Below are 15,069 nucleotides of genomic sequence, written 5' to 3'. Positions count from 1 at the left end.
CGGTCTCTTCAATCTCTTTGTTGGTCTGTTACAGCCCTGTGCCAATACTGCATGCTAGGTTCGCTCTAGGTAGAGTACCAGTACATTGTTCATAAAACGCGCTTTATTCGTTCGTGAGATCAACGTGTGGCTGAGTTGCAGCCCCGGTACCAATGGGTTGCAGGATGGTATATGTTCTCTGGAGCGAGATAGGCTTTCGCAGGGTGTGTACTGCCGAGGTGGTGCATCACCGCAATAGAGAGTAGGCGGTTTTATTTCGCAGAGTGTAATAGGCGTAAGTCTATGGGGCAGGTTTATGAGGCTTCGATTTGCAGTGAATGGGTTTATAAGGAGTGGGTCTATAGGGCATAAGCTTGCTAGGATGCTGCTTTTTTTGTGTTCCGCTTGCTTATTGCAGGCCTGTGATTCACCCAAGTTGACAACGCTTGATAGCGCGGATGTTGTTATAGCCTTTGGCGATAGCTTAACGGCGGGTGTGGGTGCCAGCACAGGCAACAGTTACCCCAGCGTGCTGGCCCGGCTTTCAGGGTTGACCGTTGTTAACGCTGGGGTTTCTGGAGAAACCACTCATGAGGGGCTACTTCGGCTTCCGAAAGTGATTGAGGAACACAATCCTCGTCTTCTGATACTGCTGGAAGGGGGTAATGATATTCTGCGGAATAAGAGCTTTGCGCAAGTAGAGAAGAATCTGGACAGGATGATACAGCTGGCACTGGATCGCGGTATTCAGGTGGTACTTATCGGTGTGCCCGAAAAGAATCTGTTCTCCAGTTCTGCGCCTTTTTATCGTGCCCTGGCTGAGAAACATGATTTGGTCTTCGACGCTAGCCTGATTGCAGGCCTGATGCGCAGTCCGTCTAAGAAGTCAGATGCCATTCATTTTAATGATGAGGGATATGCACTGATGGCCGAAGGTATTTATGAGCTTCTATCAGACCACGGGGCTATCAATTAACGCCCCGAGCACGCCACCTGTAGCGCACAGTGTTTCGCCGAATCTTTGCTGAATAATCGAAAGTGCAAAATTCAGGTGCATATAGGGTATAGCTCTGGTCGTTTTTGCGCCTAGCCGGGATTGTTTTATACTTGGCGGCGTATAATGCGTGCTCTGAAGAAGCTGACTGTGTAGATAAGCCGCCCAATTATGACGACTCACCAAGTACTATCCGTATGCGTATAGCCTTAGTTTGTGTTTTCTTGCTGCTTTGCTTTTATGCCGTGCTCGCATTTAACGCGCAAGGCGAGGTGTTAACTACTCTGCGCGGTAAAGTTGAGCGCTGTAGGGTGCTGGGTGGTGCCGAGTCGCTCCAGCACGCCACGATTAAAGCCGAGAATGGCAGTTACCTTATTGCAAGCCTTGAGCATTGTCGTGCCGGGGCTGAGGTGGCTGTTCTGATAAAACGCGGGGCGCTTTATTTTAATACGATTTATGCGGCAGAAGTCGTAGAGTAGAGCAGGCTAGCGCGCCGGTGCTAATTGCCCCTCGGAACGCTAGGGTATCGGTGTGCAGACTTCTCGTCTCGGCTGGCTTGGAGTGCGCTAATTTGCAATGTGCTTTTTTTTTGATCAGAGTGGCGCGTTGAGCCGGCACAGCGTAGGCTACGTGATCTCATTCATATTCTCCCGCGACTACTCAAGAGTGTTCACATGACCGATCCAATGATTCTTCATCACTACGATGGTTCTCCCTATGCTGAAAAGGTTCGGCTGATGTTTGGCTTAACCAATTCTCACTGGTACTCCATGCTGTCGCCGGCGTGGCCACCGAGACCAAGCCTTGATCCGCTGACTGGTGGATACCGCCGAATCCCCGTGGCGCAGTCGGGTGCCGATATTTTCTGTGATACAGCGCTGATTTCACGAGAAGTGGCTGCGGCAACCCAATGCGAAGCTTTGAACCCTCAATCGATGAGTAGTGAAGCGGCAGCACTGATGCAGCAGGCAGAGAAAGAGGCTTTCTTTGCAGCGATTGGGGCGGTTCCGCCGCTGCGGCTGGTTGGCACCATGATTCGCAAGTTTGGCCCTGTGGGCATGTACCGCTTTGTGAAAGATCGCTCGGGCCTGCTCAAAGGCGGATCGGCCCGTGCGCCCCAGCGCGAGGCGGCGGGGCCGGTACTGCAGGCCTTATTGGATGCGCTAGAGCAGCGCTTGGGCGCGCATACCTGGATAAACGGCGAATCGCCCTCAGTTGCTGATTTGGCGGCCTATCATCCGCTGTGGCTGCACGTTAACTGCAACCGGCGCCCCTTACAGGCCGGGCCGAAGGTTCTGGATTGGTTTCAGCGCGTTGGTGATATCGGTCATGGTAGCCGCGAAGAAATATCCCAGAGCGTAGCCTTTGCGGCTGCCAAAGATTCAGAGCCACGCGCGCTGCCCGCGAGCGTTGAGAATGTGCCGGTGGCGATTGGTACGCGGGTAGAGGTGGCCCCGTCTGATTACGGCGTTCAACCCGTTAAGGGCATTTTGGCTGCGGTAACCGATGAGCGGATCATTGTCGCCAGAGATACCGATGAGTTCGGCAAGCTTCACGTGCATTTCCCTCGGGAGGGGTACTCGGTGAAGGTCGTGCAGGATTAGCCCAGCGCGGCGAGAGCGTGAGGGCTGACGCCGCTAAGCGATTTTCGGAATTCAGGCTATGCTTAGCCCTATGGATACGCGCGACTCCAATGTTCTCAGGGTGATTCTTATTGAGGGCGCAGCCAACCTGGCTGTGCTACTCATCAAGCTTGGTGTGGGTATTAGCACCGGGTCATTGGCCATTCTGGGGGACGCCGTTCATTCGCTTACCGATGCGTTCAATAATGTTGTTGCATGGTTTGTTACCCGCCATTCCGTTAAACCCGCCGATTCTAAACACCCATACGGCCACCGGAAGTTCGAGACGGTGGCAGTTTTTGTTCTCGCCACGCTATTGGCCACCCTGGCCTTTGAACTGGCCATTCGTGCCCTAACCCGCGATAGGCCAGAAATCGTGTCCGGCCGCCTGGAACTTGGCTTGATGGTGCTGGTGCTGGTTATAAACATTGTGCTGTCCTGGTGGCAACGTCGGTGGGCCAAACAGTTGGACTCCCAGATTTTGCTGGCAGATGCAAACCACACGTTATCTGACGTACTGATTACAAGCAGTGTCATAGCGGCCTGGCAGTTTTCGACGATGGGTTGGTGGTGGGCCGATCAAGCTTGCGCATTAGCCGTGGCGGTCTTCATTCTTTACATCGCCATAGGGCTTTTTAAGAGTACGCTACCGGTGCTGTTGGATGAACGCGCGATCGACGCTGATGCGCTTCGCTCGGCGGTGCGCTGTATTGAAGGTGTTCGTCGGGTAAGCCGAGTTCGATCGCGCTGGATCGGGCAGGTGTGCGCTGTAGACCTTGTGATTGCGGTCAATGCCACGCTGACGACCGAAGCAGCTCACGACATTGCAGACCGGGTAGAGGACCAGCTTGCAGAGCAGTTCAACGTTTATGACATCAATATTCATATTGAGCCATTCAGTGCAGATTAGGGTAGAGCGCTGATCATCCAGACCGCCGTATGTTTTGGGCGACAATGTAGGGGCTAGCTGACGGGGCTACGCTCTATGACGGTGGTAAGCAGGCATTGGAGGCGTTGCAAGCGGGTGCGATTTCTGCGGGATTGCCGTTTACCGTACTGTTGCTGGTGATGTGCGTGAGCCTGTATAACGGTAAGTGTCAGGCGACCGCCTAGAGAGGCTGTCTGCGTCGCTTTGGAGGTCTGCTTGTCGGCCGGCGGTGCGCACTGCCACTAACGGCTTGTCTCGAAAGGTAATCCGTGGGACTAATATGGCACGGCGCTGTGCATTGCAGTGTGCATTGTCATTGCCGGAAGCTGTTCGCTGATCACAGGGGAGTTTACATGGCCGCCATTTTGTCTGGAGATCGCCTGCGCTTTCTTCTCGGCCGGTTTAAAGACCGGCTTTGGGTTAAACCACTCGTTGTTTGCCTGTTATCCATCGTTGCGGCGTTTATTGCCAAGCTTGTTGATGGCACCACGCTGGCTCAGCATGTACCGGAGATTGCGGCCGAATCGGTTGAAACACTCTTGTCCATAATGGCTGGCAGTATGCTGGTGATTGCCACCTTCTCGGTGGCATCGATGGTGTCTGCCTATGCTTCAGCAGCCAGTACTGCAACCCCGCGGTCTTTCACCCTGGTTGTCGGCGACGACGCCTCGCAAAATGCTCTGTCGACTTTTGTGGGCGCCTTTATTTTCAGTGTGGTGGCGTTGGTCGCCGTAAAGAACAATTACTTTGAGGCGGCGGGTCTCTTTATCCTTTTTGTGCTGACGGTGTGCGTTTTTGGCATGGTCATCTTCACCTTTGTGCGTTGGGTTGATCGCATTGCCCGCCTTGGGCGGATGGGGTCGACAATAGAAAAGGTTGAAAAGGCCGCAACAGCCGCACTTAAACGGCGTCGCAACGCGCCAACACTGCGCGGCGTAAAATTAACGAGCGAGCCGCATGGACGTACAGTGGTTGCCACCAGTGTGGGCTATGTTCAGCATATCGATATTGCCGCTATTCAGGCCTGGGCAGAAGAAAACGATGTTCGGGTTATTGTGGCGGCGTTGCCTGGTACGTTCGCTGCGCCCGGTCGAGCGCTAGCCTATATAAGCGGCCTTTCTCGGGAGCAGGGGCTGGAGCAGAAACAGGAAGACTTTGACGATACACGCGTAGTGCGCTCCTTTCATATTGGTCCTGATCGCCTGTTTGATGACGATCCGCGCTTTGGTCTGGTGGTGCTTTCTGAGATTGCCGGTCGCGCGCTGTCACCAGCAGTAAATGATCCCGGTACCGCTATTGGAGTGATCGGTACTTTGCTGAGATTGCTTGTGCTGTGGGGAGAGCCTGCGGTGGAGCAAGACGAGCAGGCGCCGTCCTATGATCGCGTTGAAGTGCCCGAGATTTCTGTACGCGATATGTTTGACGATGCGTTTACAGCGATTGCCCGCGATGGCGCGGGCATGGTCGAGGTGGCGGTACGGCTGCAGAAGGCACTACATGCACTGGCGTTGGTGGGTGACCCGGCTTTGCGAGCTGCTGCCGAGTACCATGGGCGTCTGGCGCTCAAACGAGCAAAAGCGGCGTTGGCGATGGAGGAAGATTATACAGCGGTGCGGGACGTGGCGATGTTTTCAGAAACCGGGTCTCAGCGCAATTACTAAATTTATCTGCCGGCAGAATATGTAGAACCCAAAACGTTGGCGGTATGGTCGATTTTACAATGTGCTGTTTCGTTAGCTTTTCTGCTAGAGCTCTTTTGCACGGCGCAACAAGAAAAAGAACGGCGTGCTATCACCCTTGCGCTCCATAGCGCCGAGCAGGGTGTCTGAATCCAGCCAGACAAACGCGTCTCTGATGGGCAGCCCATCGTAAATCATGGTAGCGGTTGTTCTATTGAGGTATCGGGTAACCCGTAAGCGCGCTTGTGCGCGAGTGGTCATAAAGACCGGCATCAACAAGCGGAACAGGTTGGCGATAAGTGGAGATGCAATAATCGCCCGAGGTAGGCTTAAGCCGAAGAATACTCTTCTTGGCGCGAGTCGCAATGTGCCAAAGAGAGTGGCTTCGAAGACTAGCGGGTGTACGTCGTCCAGCGAATAAAAATGCTTGCCGCGCCAGCCATACCGTTTGAGGATGCCATCCATCTTGTGCCCGGTCGGAAATTCTTCACCCACCCAGCATCCGATCATCTCCTCCGGTTCAACTTCCGGAAGCGATTCAAAGAGCGCGATCGCCTCCGAAAGAGACATCGCTTTCTGTTGGGTTTTTCGTGCGGGTTCGGAGTAGGATGTCGTCATGTGTTCGTTCCTGGTCGGCCATGCTTGTTATGCCGCTTTGACTGGAATCTGCATACTCTGGCTGCAATGTACATGAGTATCGCCCTTAATACTCTGGTAGGCCAGCATTGTACTTCTACGGGCTTCTGTGTAGCCTTTTGAAAGGTTCAGGTAGATAGGTTTTAGTTGGGTGTTCTATGCTGACAGCCGCCCTCACTCCGGCCCTTTCGAATCGTCGCGCCGCCTAGAGGGAGAGGGGCAGCGTGGGGGATAACTGACGCAGGGCTTGACACCACATAGCGATTTTTGAATCACTCGATTGCCACTCGACGTTATGATGAGATTTTTTGCTTGCTCTCTGGATACGACTCAGCCGGACGCCGACGATTGTGGACTACGAAAAATTTAATACATTCTGCGCTGCTTTGCCGGTGACAACCCATGTTGTTCAGTGGGGCGGTTCAGACGTTTGGAAAGTTGGCGGTAAGGTTTTTGCTATTGGTGGTTGGCAGAAAAATGAATCGCCCGCCTATACTTTCAAAACGTCCGAACTTAATTTTGAGGTATTGGGCAATCAGCCCGGATATCGCCCGGCGCCGTATCTGGCTTCACGAGGAATGAAGTGGATACAGGTCTACGATGTTTCTCTGGCTGAAGAAGATCAGCTCGAATACTACAAGTGTGAGTCGTATCGTATTGTTTCACTTGGGTTGACCAAAAGATTGCAAAAGGAGCTTGGGCTGAATCAGGTACCCTGAAGAGCTCTCGTCGCGTTTTTCTCGGCGACGCCGATTGGCCTGGCTCACCGAACGAGCATATAAAAACGCACAGGCTGCCCAGATCTTCGCAACGATTCAGACCTTTAATTCTGTGCAGGAGAAAACAGGTGACACGTAAAACTCAAATACTCATTGTGCTGTACACAAGTATAGCGCTGCTTGCGCTCGTGTTTAGCTGGTACCACGCTGTTGCTTATCTTGGTGATGGCTTCGCACAGGCTAACATGGCGTTTTGGCAAGACGCGTTGCTTAATGCCAATCCGGCCGGAAAGTTTCTGACAGTGGATATTCTCTATCTGGCGCTGGCCTGTAACCTTTGGATGTATGTAGAAGGCCGCCGCATTGGGGTGAAATACATCACCGGCTATGTGTTAGCAGGTGCAGTGATAGCCATCAGTTTCGCCTTTCCATTGTTTCTGGCCATGCGTGAGATCAAGCTTTCTGAGACAACAGCGTTGCCGCAGGCGTCTTTGAAGTACCACGATATACTCGTATTACTATTATTGGCCGCAGTCACATTGTCTGCGGGTGTTATTGTTATGTGATTTGAGGGAGCGAATTATGACTGAACAACAATCGTTAAAAGCGAGCTGTTTGTGTGGCGCGGTTACTTTACATGCAAAAAACGCTAAATCCGAGTTTGATGCCTGCCACTGTAGCATGTGTGCAAAATGGGGTGGTGGACCCTTTCTGGGGGTAGAGTGCGGTTCGGAAGTGACGGTGGACGGGGAGATAAGTGTATTTGCTTCATCGGACTGGGCAGAGCGCGCTTTCTGCGGGCGCTGCGGTACACATTTATACTATCGGCTCAAGGCTCACAATGCTTACGTATTACCGATGGGCTTATTTGACCAGCGGCCTACGCTTGCGTTTGAAAAACAGATTTTTATTGACGAGAAGCCGGACGAATACAGCTTTGCCGAAAAGACACCTACCTTAACGGGACAGGAAGTCTTCAAGCTATACAGTGAGTGATGAGTTTGGTTGCCAAAGCATCAGAGGGCAGGCGCGAGAACGTAAATAATTCACTATACACGCTGTGTGCGCCAGATAATTCACAGTTCTCAAATGTTTTGGTAATTCACCACTTCAGTCACTAAGTGATCTCTATACACTGTTAGTTGTGTGTGACAGCTTGCCAGCGAGCGTTGCTGTCATGAGTAAACGATAACCTCTTTCTATCATTCGTTTTCTAGCATAGGGAGCTGTGTTTATGGATATCACGGGTTTGATTGTTTTCCTGCTTATTGGTGCGCTGGCCGGTTGGCTTGCAGGCAAGCTTATGTCCGGTGGCGGTTTTGGCGTGCTGGGCAATATTGTGGTCGGCATTGTCGGGGCGGTTATTGGCGGGCATGTATTTTCACTGGTTGGGATAGCAGCCGGGGGCTTGCTCGGTTCTATTGCTACTGCCACTGTTGGTGCTGTGATTTTGCTGTTTATTGTGCGGTTGATTAAACGGGTATAGGCCAAGCCGATACAAAGCATTATAAAATACGCGCAACGGGCAGCCGCCGTATCTCCTCGGTAAAGTGCGGCTCGTAAAAAGGGTTACTCAGTTAACGGAATAAAATGGAAATCGTGAATCTGCGGGACGAGCCGCATTATCTGCCGCAGTTGGCGCAATGGCATCATGCGCAGTGGCACTTTCTCAATCCTGGACAGAGCCTGTCTGACCGAATTGCGAAGATGCAGGCTTATCTCGCTGGCACATTATTGCCGAGTACGCTGGTGGGTAAAGTAAACGGTGAACTGGTGGGGTCTGCCTCATTGGTGAGCTGTGATATGGACACTCATTCGGAGCTTTCCCCGTGGCTCGCCAGTGTGTATGTGGATAAACCCTGGCGCTGTCGAGGCGTCGGCGGTGAACTCGTGGAGGCCGTTATGGCATTGGCTCACGCTGGCGGCTACTCAGAGATGTACCTGTTTACCGACGAGCAAAGCCGCTTTTACGAAAAACTGGGATGGAGAGTCTGGTCGCAGGAGGTTTATCGGGATACGCCAGTCACTATAATGCATGCCACGCTTTGCTAAGAGGATGCAGCGGATTGTGGATACTGTTGCGTGGGATGATTTTCAGAAGGTCGCGCTATGCGTTGGGACAATTATTGATGCGGAGGAATTTCCGCAGGCCAGACGTCCAGCCTATATTCTCAAGGTGGATTTTGGGTCGGACATCGGGGTTCGAAAGTCCAGCGCGCAGATAACGGATCTCTATAGCCTCGACGCGTTGGTTGGCAAACAGGTCGTGGCGGTTGTCAATTTTCCGCCCAAGCAGGTTGGCCCCATCATGTCCGAGTGCCTGGTTACCGGGTTTCACCGAGAAGACGGGGCTGTGGCTCTGGCAGTACCCGACAAGCCGGTGCCTAATGGCAGTAGGCTGGCGTGACGGGCAGTGATTACCAGTCATTCGACGGCGCGAAGCTGGCGCTGTTCTGTGGTGATTCGATTCTGGTTTACAAGCGTGACCAGCGCGAGGATATTCCGTACCCGGGACTGCTCGATTTACCCGGTGGCGGTCGTGAAGGCTCTGAATCGCCACAGAGCTGCGTTCTGCGTGAACTGAATGAGGAATTCTCACTGGTTCTGTCTCCAGAGCAACTTTCTAACGGGCAGCTCTATACCATCGAGTTTAATGGATTGCCGGGTTACTTCTTTACGGCGAACCTTGCGCCTGCCGAGCAGACAAAGATCCGGCTGGGCGAGGAGGGGCAGTACTGGCAGTTTATGCCAGTGACAGACTTTATCAGGCGCGCCGATGCCATTTCGCACTTGCAGAAAATGGTTGAGGCGTATTGGCTGCGGCAGCAATAAATATCGGCTGGCTAAGGAATAATCGGCGCTGGGAGCTGCTATAGTGCGGTTTTTAAAGTGGCCGCGCCGGCATGCATACCGTTGGCTGGTTGGGTTCACGTTTTCGTTTGAGAGCATGTTATGTCGCAACAACTGCTATACGGCTTTTCCAGTATTGCCATCACCTTCGTTCTGTTTGCCTTGATCATCGGCTGCAACGAGGCTGGCTTTCGTATTGGCCGCTTTGTGCAGCGTCAAACCAATGATGAAGTTAAAACCTTAACCGGTGCCATTCAGGGAAGTATTCTCGGTCTGTTGGCGCTCATGCTGGGTTTTACCTTCAGTATGTCCATGCAGCGCTATGACGCACGTAATCAGGCCCTGATTCATGAGGCTAATGCCATTGGCACCGTGATGTTGCGGGTTCAACTGTTGCCAGAACAATTTCACGCAGAAGTTTCCAGCATGCTGGATGACTATGTTGACCTGCGTATTGCGGCTAGCCAAATAGACCTGACGCAGTTGGAAAAGCGCCGTGAGTTTAACCAGCGCATCTCGGACTTACAAAATGCTATCTGGGCAGTAGCGGTAGAGGCGGCACAGTTATCGCCGAGCCCGGTTACCTCGGGGGCATTTATTACGGCTCTGAACGATATGATTGATCGGCAGGGAGAGCGCAATGCCTTTTTGCAGATGCAGGTGCCCGAGGTTGTATTGCTATTGTTGTTTGTCGTGTTCCTGTCGTCGGGGGGCATTCTGGGTTATTCCAGCGGCCTGGGCGGCAAGCGTGTGATGGCGCCTACCGTCGTGGTCTCGTTTCTGATTTCATTGATTGTTTTTATCATTATCGATCTGGACAGACCTCGGCGCGGATTAATTCAAGTGGATCAGAGCAGCCTTGTAATGCTGCAAAAGTAGTTCGCTCCACTGAGACATACTCGTCCGAATAGCTGTCAGGGCTGCAATATTCGATAAGAATCAAAATGATGAATCGCAATGCCCTGATAGCTGGAATAGCTTTTTAATTCACTTTCTACGCTGTGTAACACGTCGTCCATATAGTCGCTGCCCTCTTCGCAGAAGGTGATCCATGTGGGCTCGATGCAGAGTGTTTCCACGCCGACCACCACCGGCTTGCCTTGCCTGTCGGCGTAGGTCAACTCGTTGCTGGCATCGTTGATAATTCTTTCAGCGGTATCGCGATAGTCCATTAGTCCTACGCCGTCGGTCGCGTCGATGACCAGCTCGTGTAAGGTGCGCGCCTGACCGTTGCGAAAGATGCCGTGTTCGTCGAACCAGATGGGAATGTCGGCATACAGTGGCAGGCCTATTCGATGGGTTCGCGAGCGCGCGCTTTCCAGCAGATCAATGAAGCTTGCGATCAGTTCCGGGCGTTCGGTTTCCCACTCGGTCAGCAGGTAGGGCTCAACATCCAAGTGAATGGCTGCAACTGTTAGATCCGGGTAGCGCGCTGCAAAATCAGCTACCCGATCGATAATGCTGGCTACCTGATGATGATTTTCAGGCAGGGCCCAATCGGGTTGACCGAACAGCAGTTCGACGGCAATACCGCGTTGTTGGCTGATAGTGAAGAAGGCCGCCAGTGCGTCTTGGTCATAGCGCAGGGCCTCGGAGGCCTCAAGATAGAACCGGTTTAGCGATTTTTCGGCGGCAAACGCAAACAGTTGGTTGCGGGCGTCGGAATCTAACACCACCTTTGAGCCCCAAACCCAAATCGCCCGAGTGCGACTGCTGCTCTCGGAATTGTCAGTGTTGCGTGGTGGTGTGTCCTCGGTTCTCGTGGCTGGTGTGCGATTCTCCGATGGCGGCACGGCGCGGCAATCGGTTGCGCAGTCATCGGCAGGTGCCGGGGATGTGCTGCCGGGTGAGTTGCAGGCGCTGAGCAGTGCGCTGATGATCAGTGTGGCAAGGGCATTACGCTGCAATGAGAGGCTACGAAAAACGAGGTAAGGCATGAAGGCGGTCCGTGCTACTGCGAGTATTCATTATTGTGGGGGCAGTTGACCACAACTCGGGCAGCGGTGAAATAGGGATGGACCCTCATGTCACCTCACGGCGACGGGCGGCCGCATTTATCACTATTACCTTAACGGAATGACACTTTACCCGTCTTGGGCTCGGAGTATACTCGGAGGCTAATAACTATTAGTCGCACTGACAGGAAGGGAGGGCCCTATGTCCATTTATCAACCGATTGAGAAGGCTGGCGAGAACCGCCGGGTATATCAGCTGACCAGCCCGGTCACCATGGAACCCATTGGTGAGCTCGTCTGCGCCAATACCGACGATGTTAAGGCCGCTGTGGCCAAGGCGCGTGAGGCTCAGAAAGCGTGGGGTGAGCTGGCTGTTGAAGAGCGGGCCAAAACCATCAAAAAAGCGGTACAGATCATTCTGAAGCGTCAGGACGAAATCTGTGAAACCGTGATTCGTGAAACGGGCAAGGTGCCGGCAGATGCCCTGAGCATGGAGATATTCTCCGTGGTTGACGCCATGACCTACTACGCCAAGCACGCGAAAAAATTTCTCGCCACGGAAAAACGTAAAGTGCCGGGTATTGTGGGCCTGGCGAAGAAGATGAAGATTGTTTACAAGCCGCTGGGTGTGGTGGGCGTGATTGTGCCCTGGAACGGCCCCTTCGTACTGGCGGCGAACCCGGCGGCGCAAGCGCTGCTGGCGGGTAATGCTGTAGTTCTCAAAGGCTCAGAAGTTACGCCGTATTCTACCAAGCTTCTGGAAGATATTTACCGCGAGGCAGGTTTGCCGGACGGGCTGCTGCAGGTATTGATGGGTGACGGTCAGACCGGCGCAGATCTGGTGGAATCTGGAGTGGACAAGATTTCCTTCACCGGCAGTGTGAATACCGGCCGCAAGGTTGCCGAATCCTGTGCCCGTCAGCTGATTCCGGTGACACTGGAGCTGGGCGGCAAAGACGCCATGATTGTCTGCGCCGACGCTAATCTGGAGCGAGCGGCCGACGGCGCGCTGGCCGGCTCGTGCATGAACACCGGGCACTACTGCTGTGGTACCGAGCGTATTTACGTGGTTGAAAGCGTCTATGACCAATTTGTGGCCAAGGTGGTGGAAAAAGCCAAGGCTTTGAAGCAGGGGCCTGAGCATGGCGGCGACGAGGATGTGGGCGCGGTTTTCTGGGACAAGCAGATGACGATTATCGAAAGCCACGTGGAGGACGCGCGCGCCAAAGGGGCGAAGATTTTGGTGGGTGGCAGCCGCAATACGGCACAAAAGGGGCTGTATTACCTGCCAACGGTGATGACAGATGTAACTCACGACATGGATATCATGCGTGACGAAACGTTTGGCCCGATTGTGTGTATTCAGAAAGTGCGCGACGAAAATGAGGCCCTGCGCCTGGCCAATGAAAGCGAGTTTGGCCTGAACGGCAACGTGTGGACTGCGGATCTGGATAAAGGCTTTAATCTGGCGCGTCGCATCGATACTGGTGGTGTCAGTGTGAACGATATGGCCATGACATACGGCGTACCCGCCGCGCCGTTTGGTGGTCGCAAGCACAGCGGTGTGGGCCAGGTGAACAGCATCACCGGATTGCGCGGATACTGCTTTGCTCAGCCAATTCTGATCGATAAAGGCAAAGGTAAATTGCAGAGCGGTTACCCTTACAGTAGCCAGAATGTGGAAGGTATGAAGAAGTTCATGAACATTCTGTGGGCTAAAACGCCGTTGGGCCGCTGGCTGGCCTGAACCGCGACAGCCCTCCCCACACGGGGAGGGCTGTACTGTTATAAGCATATCGCAAAATGTTATAACTAACTGTTTTTACTGAGCTTTTTCTTCTAATCCCCAGTTTCCTGTGCTATCGTTGCCACCCTGTTGAAATTCCCTATGAGTGGCACGCGTGAAAGACCTAGACATTGCCAAAATCAGCGCTGAGCTTGCGGAGCAATCCCCGCAGGACATCATCCGTTGGGCCCTGTCACTGGGCGAGCCGGTGATGTCCAGCACCAGCTTCTCTCAGAATGCGGCTGTTATGCTGCATCTGATCACTTCGGTGGACCGCAGTGTGCCGGTAGTTTGGGTGGACAGTGGCTACAACGTACCCGATGCCTACCGGGTGGCCGAACGCCTGATGAAAGATCTCAAGCCGAATATGCAGATCTATATTCCGGAAATGACAGCGGAGCGTCGCAACGCGATTATGGGCGGTATTCCTCACCCGGACGATACGCCCGAGCTGTTCAAGGAGTTCACTCGTCAGGTCAAGCTGGAGCCCTTTAACCGCGCGATCGATGCGATCAAGCCAAAAATCTGGATTACGGGTATTCGCAAGGAAGAGACCGACTTTCGCAAGGGGCTGGATATTCTCTCTTGGGATGCACGTGGTTTGTTGAAAGTGGCGCCTATTTTCCACTGGACTCAAGACGACGTGCAGCAGTATATGGAAGAGCACAGCCTACCCAGCTGCAAGCACTATTTCGATCCGACCAAAGTTGCCGAAAACGCTGAGTGTGGTCTGCACACCGCAGCTTGAATCGCTGTGTGTTCAGACACCTCGGGTTACATTCCCCTCCGGGCCGAGCAAAAAAGCGGCAATTCTTACCGCTTAGTAATCAACACTGTTTGATAGCCATACTTCACGTAGAATCAGCGACTTGCCTCTGAGGAATTATCGCTGATGCGACACGCCAAACCCTACCTGTTGCTGACCGCTTTTCTGTTTCTGGCTGCGTGTGAAAAAAGCGTGCCCGTTGTCCAGAAAGTGGAGCCTGAGCGAGAACTTGCGGTCACGAGCATAGTGCTTGAACCCCGCGATTGGCAGTTGGCATTCCCCGCCTATGGACACTTTGAAACCACCGAAGAAATCACGATCAGCGTCGACTTTTCCGGCACGGTCTCGAAGGTCTCCTTTCGCGAGGGCCAGAATGTCAGTGCTGGCGATTTGCTGATTGAGCTGGATGAGCAGAAGCAACAGCTACGAGTACGCCAGTCGAAAGCGAGCCTGCTCAGTGCGCGCGCGGAGCTTGAAAAATCCCGTGAGACTTATTTTCGCTATAGGGACCTGATGGGGCGGGGCGCGTTATCAAGGGAGCAGCTGAAAGATAGCGAGTCAAATTACGAGCGTTCGAAAGCTCGGGTAGAGGAGGCCGAGGCCAGTCTGGCATTGGCGGAAAAGGACTTACGGGAAACGCGCATAATCAGTCCCGTTGATGGTGTGGTCGTGGAAAAACGGGTTGAGCCGGGCCAGACGGTGCTGGCAGGCAATCCGCTGGCTGTGCTGCAGGTCGCCGATACCTTGCGGGTTGTTACCTTTGTCAGTGAGCGCGAGGTTAATCAGTTGCGTTTGGGCGATGAAGCGACGGTTGCAACGCCGGCGGTACCCGGTCGCGAGTTTCCAGCGCGGGTAGAGCTGGTGAGTTCGGAGGCAGACCCCAGCACCGGCAATTTCACGGTCAAGCTCACGGTAAATAACCGGGACCGGCTGCTGCGACCGGGCATGTCGGCACTGGTCAATATGAAAGGCGTTGTCCGCTCCGATACGTTAGTGCTGAGTAAAGGTCATCTTGTGGATCGCAATCGTCGGCGCGTGGTGTTTATCTACGAAGCGGGGCGGGTGCGGGAAGTCGAGCCCACCTTTGCAGCGAGCGCGGGTGATGAGCTGCCGGTGCTGGCCGGCCTCAATCCCGGCGACCGGTTGATTACCAGC

At 53.6% G+C, this 15,069-nt stretch carries 17 protein-coding genes and 1 pseudogene; 16 read left to right on the top strand and 2 right to left on the bottom strand.

The window, feature by feature from the left end; all coding sequences use genetic code 11:
• The first annotated feature begins 415 nt into the window (after window positions 1-415).
• The 5 genes and pseudogenes from AC222A_RS16855 to AC222A_RS16835 all read left to right on the top strand — a co-directional run bounded on the left by AC222A_RS16855 (window position 416) and on the right by AC222A_RS16835 (window position 5,184).
• Complete coding sequence (locus AC222A_RS16855; RefSeq protein ID WP_486775301.1) at window positions 416-955, top strand: GDSL-type esterase/lipase family protein; 540 nt, start codon at window positions 416-418, stop codon at window positions 953-955.
• A 692-nt stretch (window positions 956-1,647) separates the two neighbouring features.
• Window positions 1,648-2,577 carry a glutathione S-transferase family protein gene (locus tag AC222A_RS16850; protein ID WP_372750358.1) on the top strand — a complete coding sequence of 310 codons (930 nt, stop codon included), beginning with the start codon at window positions 1,648-1,650 and terminating at the stop codon, window positions 2,575-2,577.
• 58 nt (window positions 2,578-2,635) lie between these two features.
• On the top strand, window positions 2,636-3,505 hold the full coding sequence (locus AC222A_RS16845; protein WP_372799465.1) for a cation diffusion facilitator family transporter: 870 nt from the start codon (window positions 2,636-2,638) through the stop codon (window positions 3,503-3,505).
• Window positions 3,506-3,528: 23 nt separating this feature from the next.
• Window positions 3,529-3,708 (top strand): annotated as a pseudogene (locus AC222A_RS16840) (BCCT family transporter); the annotation flags it as partial.
• A gap of 168 nt (window positions 3,709-3,876) precedes the next feature.
• Window positions 3,877-5,184, top strand: a complete 1,308-nt coding sequence (locus AC222A_RS16835) for a DUF2254 domain-containing protein (RefSeq protein ID WP_372759777.1) — start codon at window positions 3,877-3,879, stop codon at window positions 5,182-5,184.
• An 84-nt stretch (window positions 5,185-5,268) separates the two neighbouring features.
• On the opposite strand, the gene AC222A_RS16830 is transcribed toward AC222A_RS16835, so the two are convergent.
• Window positions 5,269-5,820 carry a GXWXG domain-containing protein gene (locus tag AC222A_RS16830; RefSeq protein ID WP_372750444.1) on the bottom strand — a complete coding sequence of 184 codons (552 nt, stop codon included), beginning with the start codon at window positions 5,818-5,820 and terminating at the stop codon, window positions 5,269-5,271.
• Window positions 5,821-6,188: 368 nt separating this feature from the next.
• On the opposite strand from AC222A_RS16830, the gene AC222A_RS16825 reads away from it, so the two are divergent.
• From AC222A_RS16825 to AC222A_RS16790, 8 genes are all read left to right on the top strand, one after another.
• The gene (locus tag AC222A_RS16825) at window positions 6,189-6,557 is read left to right on the top strand and encodes an MmcQ/YjbR family DNA-binding protein (RefSeq protein ID WP_486775300.1); all 369 of its coding nucleotides are present in this window, start codon (window positions 6,189-6,191) and stop codon (window positions 6,555-6,557) included.
• Between the two features lie 128 nt (window positions 6,558-6,685).
• Window positions 6,686-7,123 (top strand): DUF2834 domain-containing protein, encoded by a 438-nt coding sequence (locus tag AC222A_RS16820; RefSeq protein ID WP_372782999.1) that lies wholly within the window; start codon window positions 6,686-6,688, stop codon window positions 7,121-7,123.
• A gap of 16 nt (window positions 7,124-7,139) precedes the next feature.
• On the top strand, window positions 7,140-7,553 hold the full coding sequence (locus AC222A_RS16815; RefSeq protein WP_372810886.1) for a GFA family protein: 414 nt from the start codon (window positions 7,140-7,142) through the stop codon (window positions 7,551-7,553).
• A gap of 238 nt (window positions 7,554-7,791) precedes the next feature.
• Window positions 7,792-8,043 (top strand): GlsB/YeaQ/YmgE family stress response membrane protein, encoded by a 252-nt coding sequence (locus AC222A_RS16810; protein ID WP_372783001.1) that lies wholly within the window; start codon window positions 7,792-7,794, stop codon window positions 8,041-8,043.
• 104 nt (window positions 8,044-8,147) lie between these two features.
• Window positions 8,148-8,609 carry a GNAT family N-acetyltransferase gene (locus tag AC222A_RS16805; protein WP_486775299.1) on the top strand — a complete coding sequence of 154 codons (462 nt, stop codon included), beginning with the start codon at window positions 8,148-8,150 and terminating at the stop codon, window positions 8,607-8,609.
• A 16-nt stretch (window positions 8,610-8,625) separates the two neighbouring features.
• The gene (locus AC222A_RS16800) at window positions 8,626-8,964 is read left to right on the top strand and encodes a tRNA-binding protein (protein WP_486775298.1); all 339 of its coding nucleotides are present in this window, start codon (window positions 8,626-8,628) and stop codon (window positions 8,962-8,964) included.
• Window positions 8,961-9,389: an NUDIX hydrolase gene (locus AC222A_RS16795; protein ID WP_486775297.1), complete on the top strand. Its 429-nt coding sequence runs from the start codon at window positions 8,961-8,963 to the stop codon at window positions 9,387-9,389. The genes AC222A_RS16800 and AC222A_RS16795 overlap by 4 nt, the downstream gene beginning before the upstream one ends.
• A 120-nt stretch (window positions 9,390-9,509) precedes the next feature.
• Window positions 9,510-10,286 carry a bestrophin-like domain gene (locus tag AC222A_RS16790; RefSeq protein ID WP_486775296.1) on the top strand — a complete coding sequence of 259 codons (777 nt, stop codon included), beginning with the start codon at window positions 9,510-9,512 and terminating at the stop codon, window positions 10,284-10,286.
• A 35-nt stretch (window positions 10,287-10,321) separates the two neighbouring features.
• Here the strand turns inward: AC222A_RS16790 and AC222A_RS16785 are convergent, their stop codons facing one another.
• On the bottom strand, window positions 10,322-11,344 hold the full coding sequence (locus AC222A_RS16785; RefSeq protein WP_486775295.1) for a hypothetical protein: 1,023 nt from the start codon (window positions 11,342-11,344) through the stop codon (window positions 10,322-10,324).
• A gap of 220 nt (window positions 11,345-11,564) precedes the next feature.
• Here AC222A_RS16785 and AC222A_RS16780 point away from each other — a divergent pair, with 220 nt between their 5' ends.
• The 3 genes from AC222A_RS16780 to AC222A_RS16770 form a co-directional block, all read left to right on the top strand.
• Window positions 11,565-13,109, top strand: a complete 1,545-nt coding sequence (locus AC222A_RS16780; RefSeq protein WP_372748823.1) for an aldehyde dehydrogenase family protein — start codon at window positions 11,565-11,567, stop codon at window positions 13,107-13,109.
• 154 nt (window positions 13,110-13,263) lie between these two features.
• Window positions 13,264-13,896 carry a phosphoadenosine phosphosulfate reductase domain-containing protein gene (locus AC222A_RS16775; RefSeq protein WP_372748824.1) on the top strand — a complete coding sequence of 211 codons (633 nt, stop codon included), beginning with the start codon at window positions 13,264-13,266 and terminating at the stop codon, window positions 13,894-13,896.
• Window positions 13,897-14,040: 144 nt separating this feature from the next.
• Window positions 14,041-15,069, top strand: a 1,029-nt coding sequence (locus tag AC222A_RS16770; RefSeq protein WP_486775294.1) for an efflux RND transporter periplasmic adaptor subunit, incomplete at its 3' end; no start/stop codon positions are given.

It is taken from the genome of Litorivivens sp., assembly GCF_057445395.1.
Note: the sequence above shows the minus strand (reverse complement) of the source record. Positions and strands in the feature narration are given on the sequence as shown.

Bases quoted from the DNA above. Each gene is read 5' to 3' on its own strand.
- AC222A_RS16850 (WP_372750358.1), top strand. From the start codon at position 1,648: ATGACCGATCCAATGATTCTTCATCACTACGATGGTTCTCCCTATGCT.
- AC222A_RS16845 (WP_372799465.1), top strand. From the start codon at position 2,636: ATGCTTAGCCCTATGGATACGCGCGACTCCAATGTTCTCAGGGTGATT.
- AC222A_RS16835 (WP_372759777.1), top strand. From the start codon at position 3,877: ATGGCCGCCATTTTGTCTGGAGATCGCCTGCGCTTTCTTCTCGGCCGG.
- AC222A_RS16830 (WP_372750444.1), bottom strand. From the start codon at position 5,820: ATGACGACATCCTACTCCGAACCCGCACGAAAAACCCAACAGAAAGCG.
- AC222A_RS16815 (WP_372810886.1), top strand. From the start codon at position 7,140: ATGACTGAACAACAATCGTTAAAAGCGAGCTGTTTGTGTGGCGCGGTT.
- AC222A_RS16810 (WP_372783001.1), top strand. From the start codon at position 7,792: ATGGATATCACGGGTTTGATTGTTTTCCTGCTTATTGGTGCGCTGGCC.
- AC222A_RS16805 (WP_486775299.1), top strand. From the start codon at position 8,148: ATGGAAATCGTGAATCTGCGGGACGAGCCGCATTATCTGCCGCAGTTG.
- AC222A_RS16790 (WP_486775296.1), top strand. From the start codon at position 9,510: ATGTCGCAACAACTGCTATACGGCTTTTCCAGTATTGCCATCACCTTC.
- AC222A_RS16785 (WP_486775295.1), bottom strand. From the start codon at position 11,344: ATGCCTTACCTCGTTTTTCGTAGCCTCTCATTGCAGCGTAATGCCCTT.
- AC222A_RS16780 (WP_372748823.1), top strand. From the start codon at position 11,565: ATGTCCATTTATCAACCGATTGAGAAGGCTGGCGAGAACCGCCGGGTA.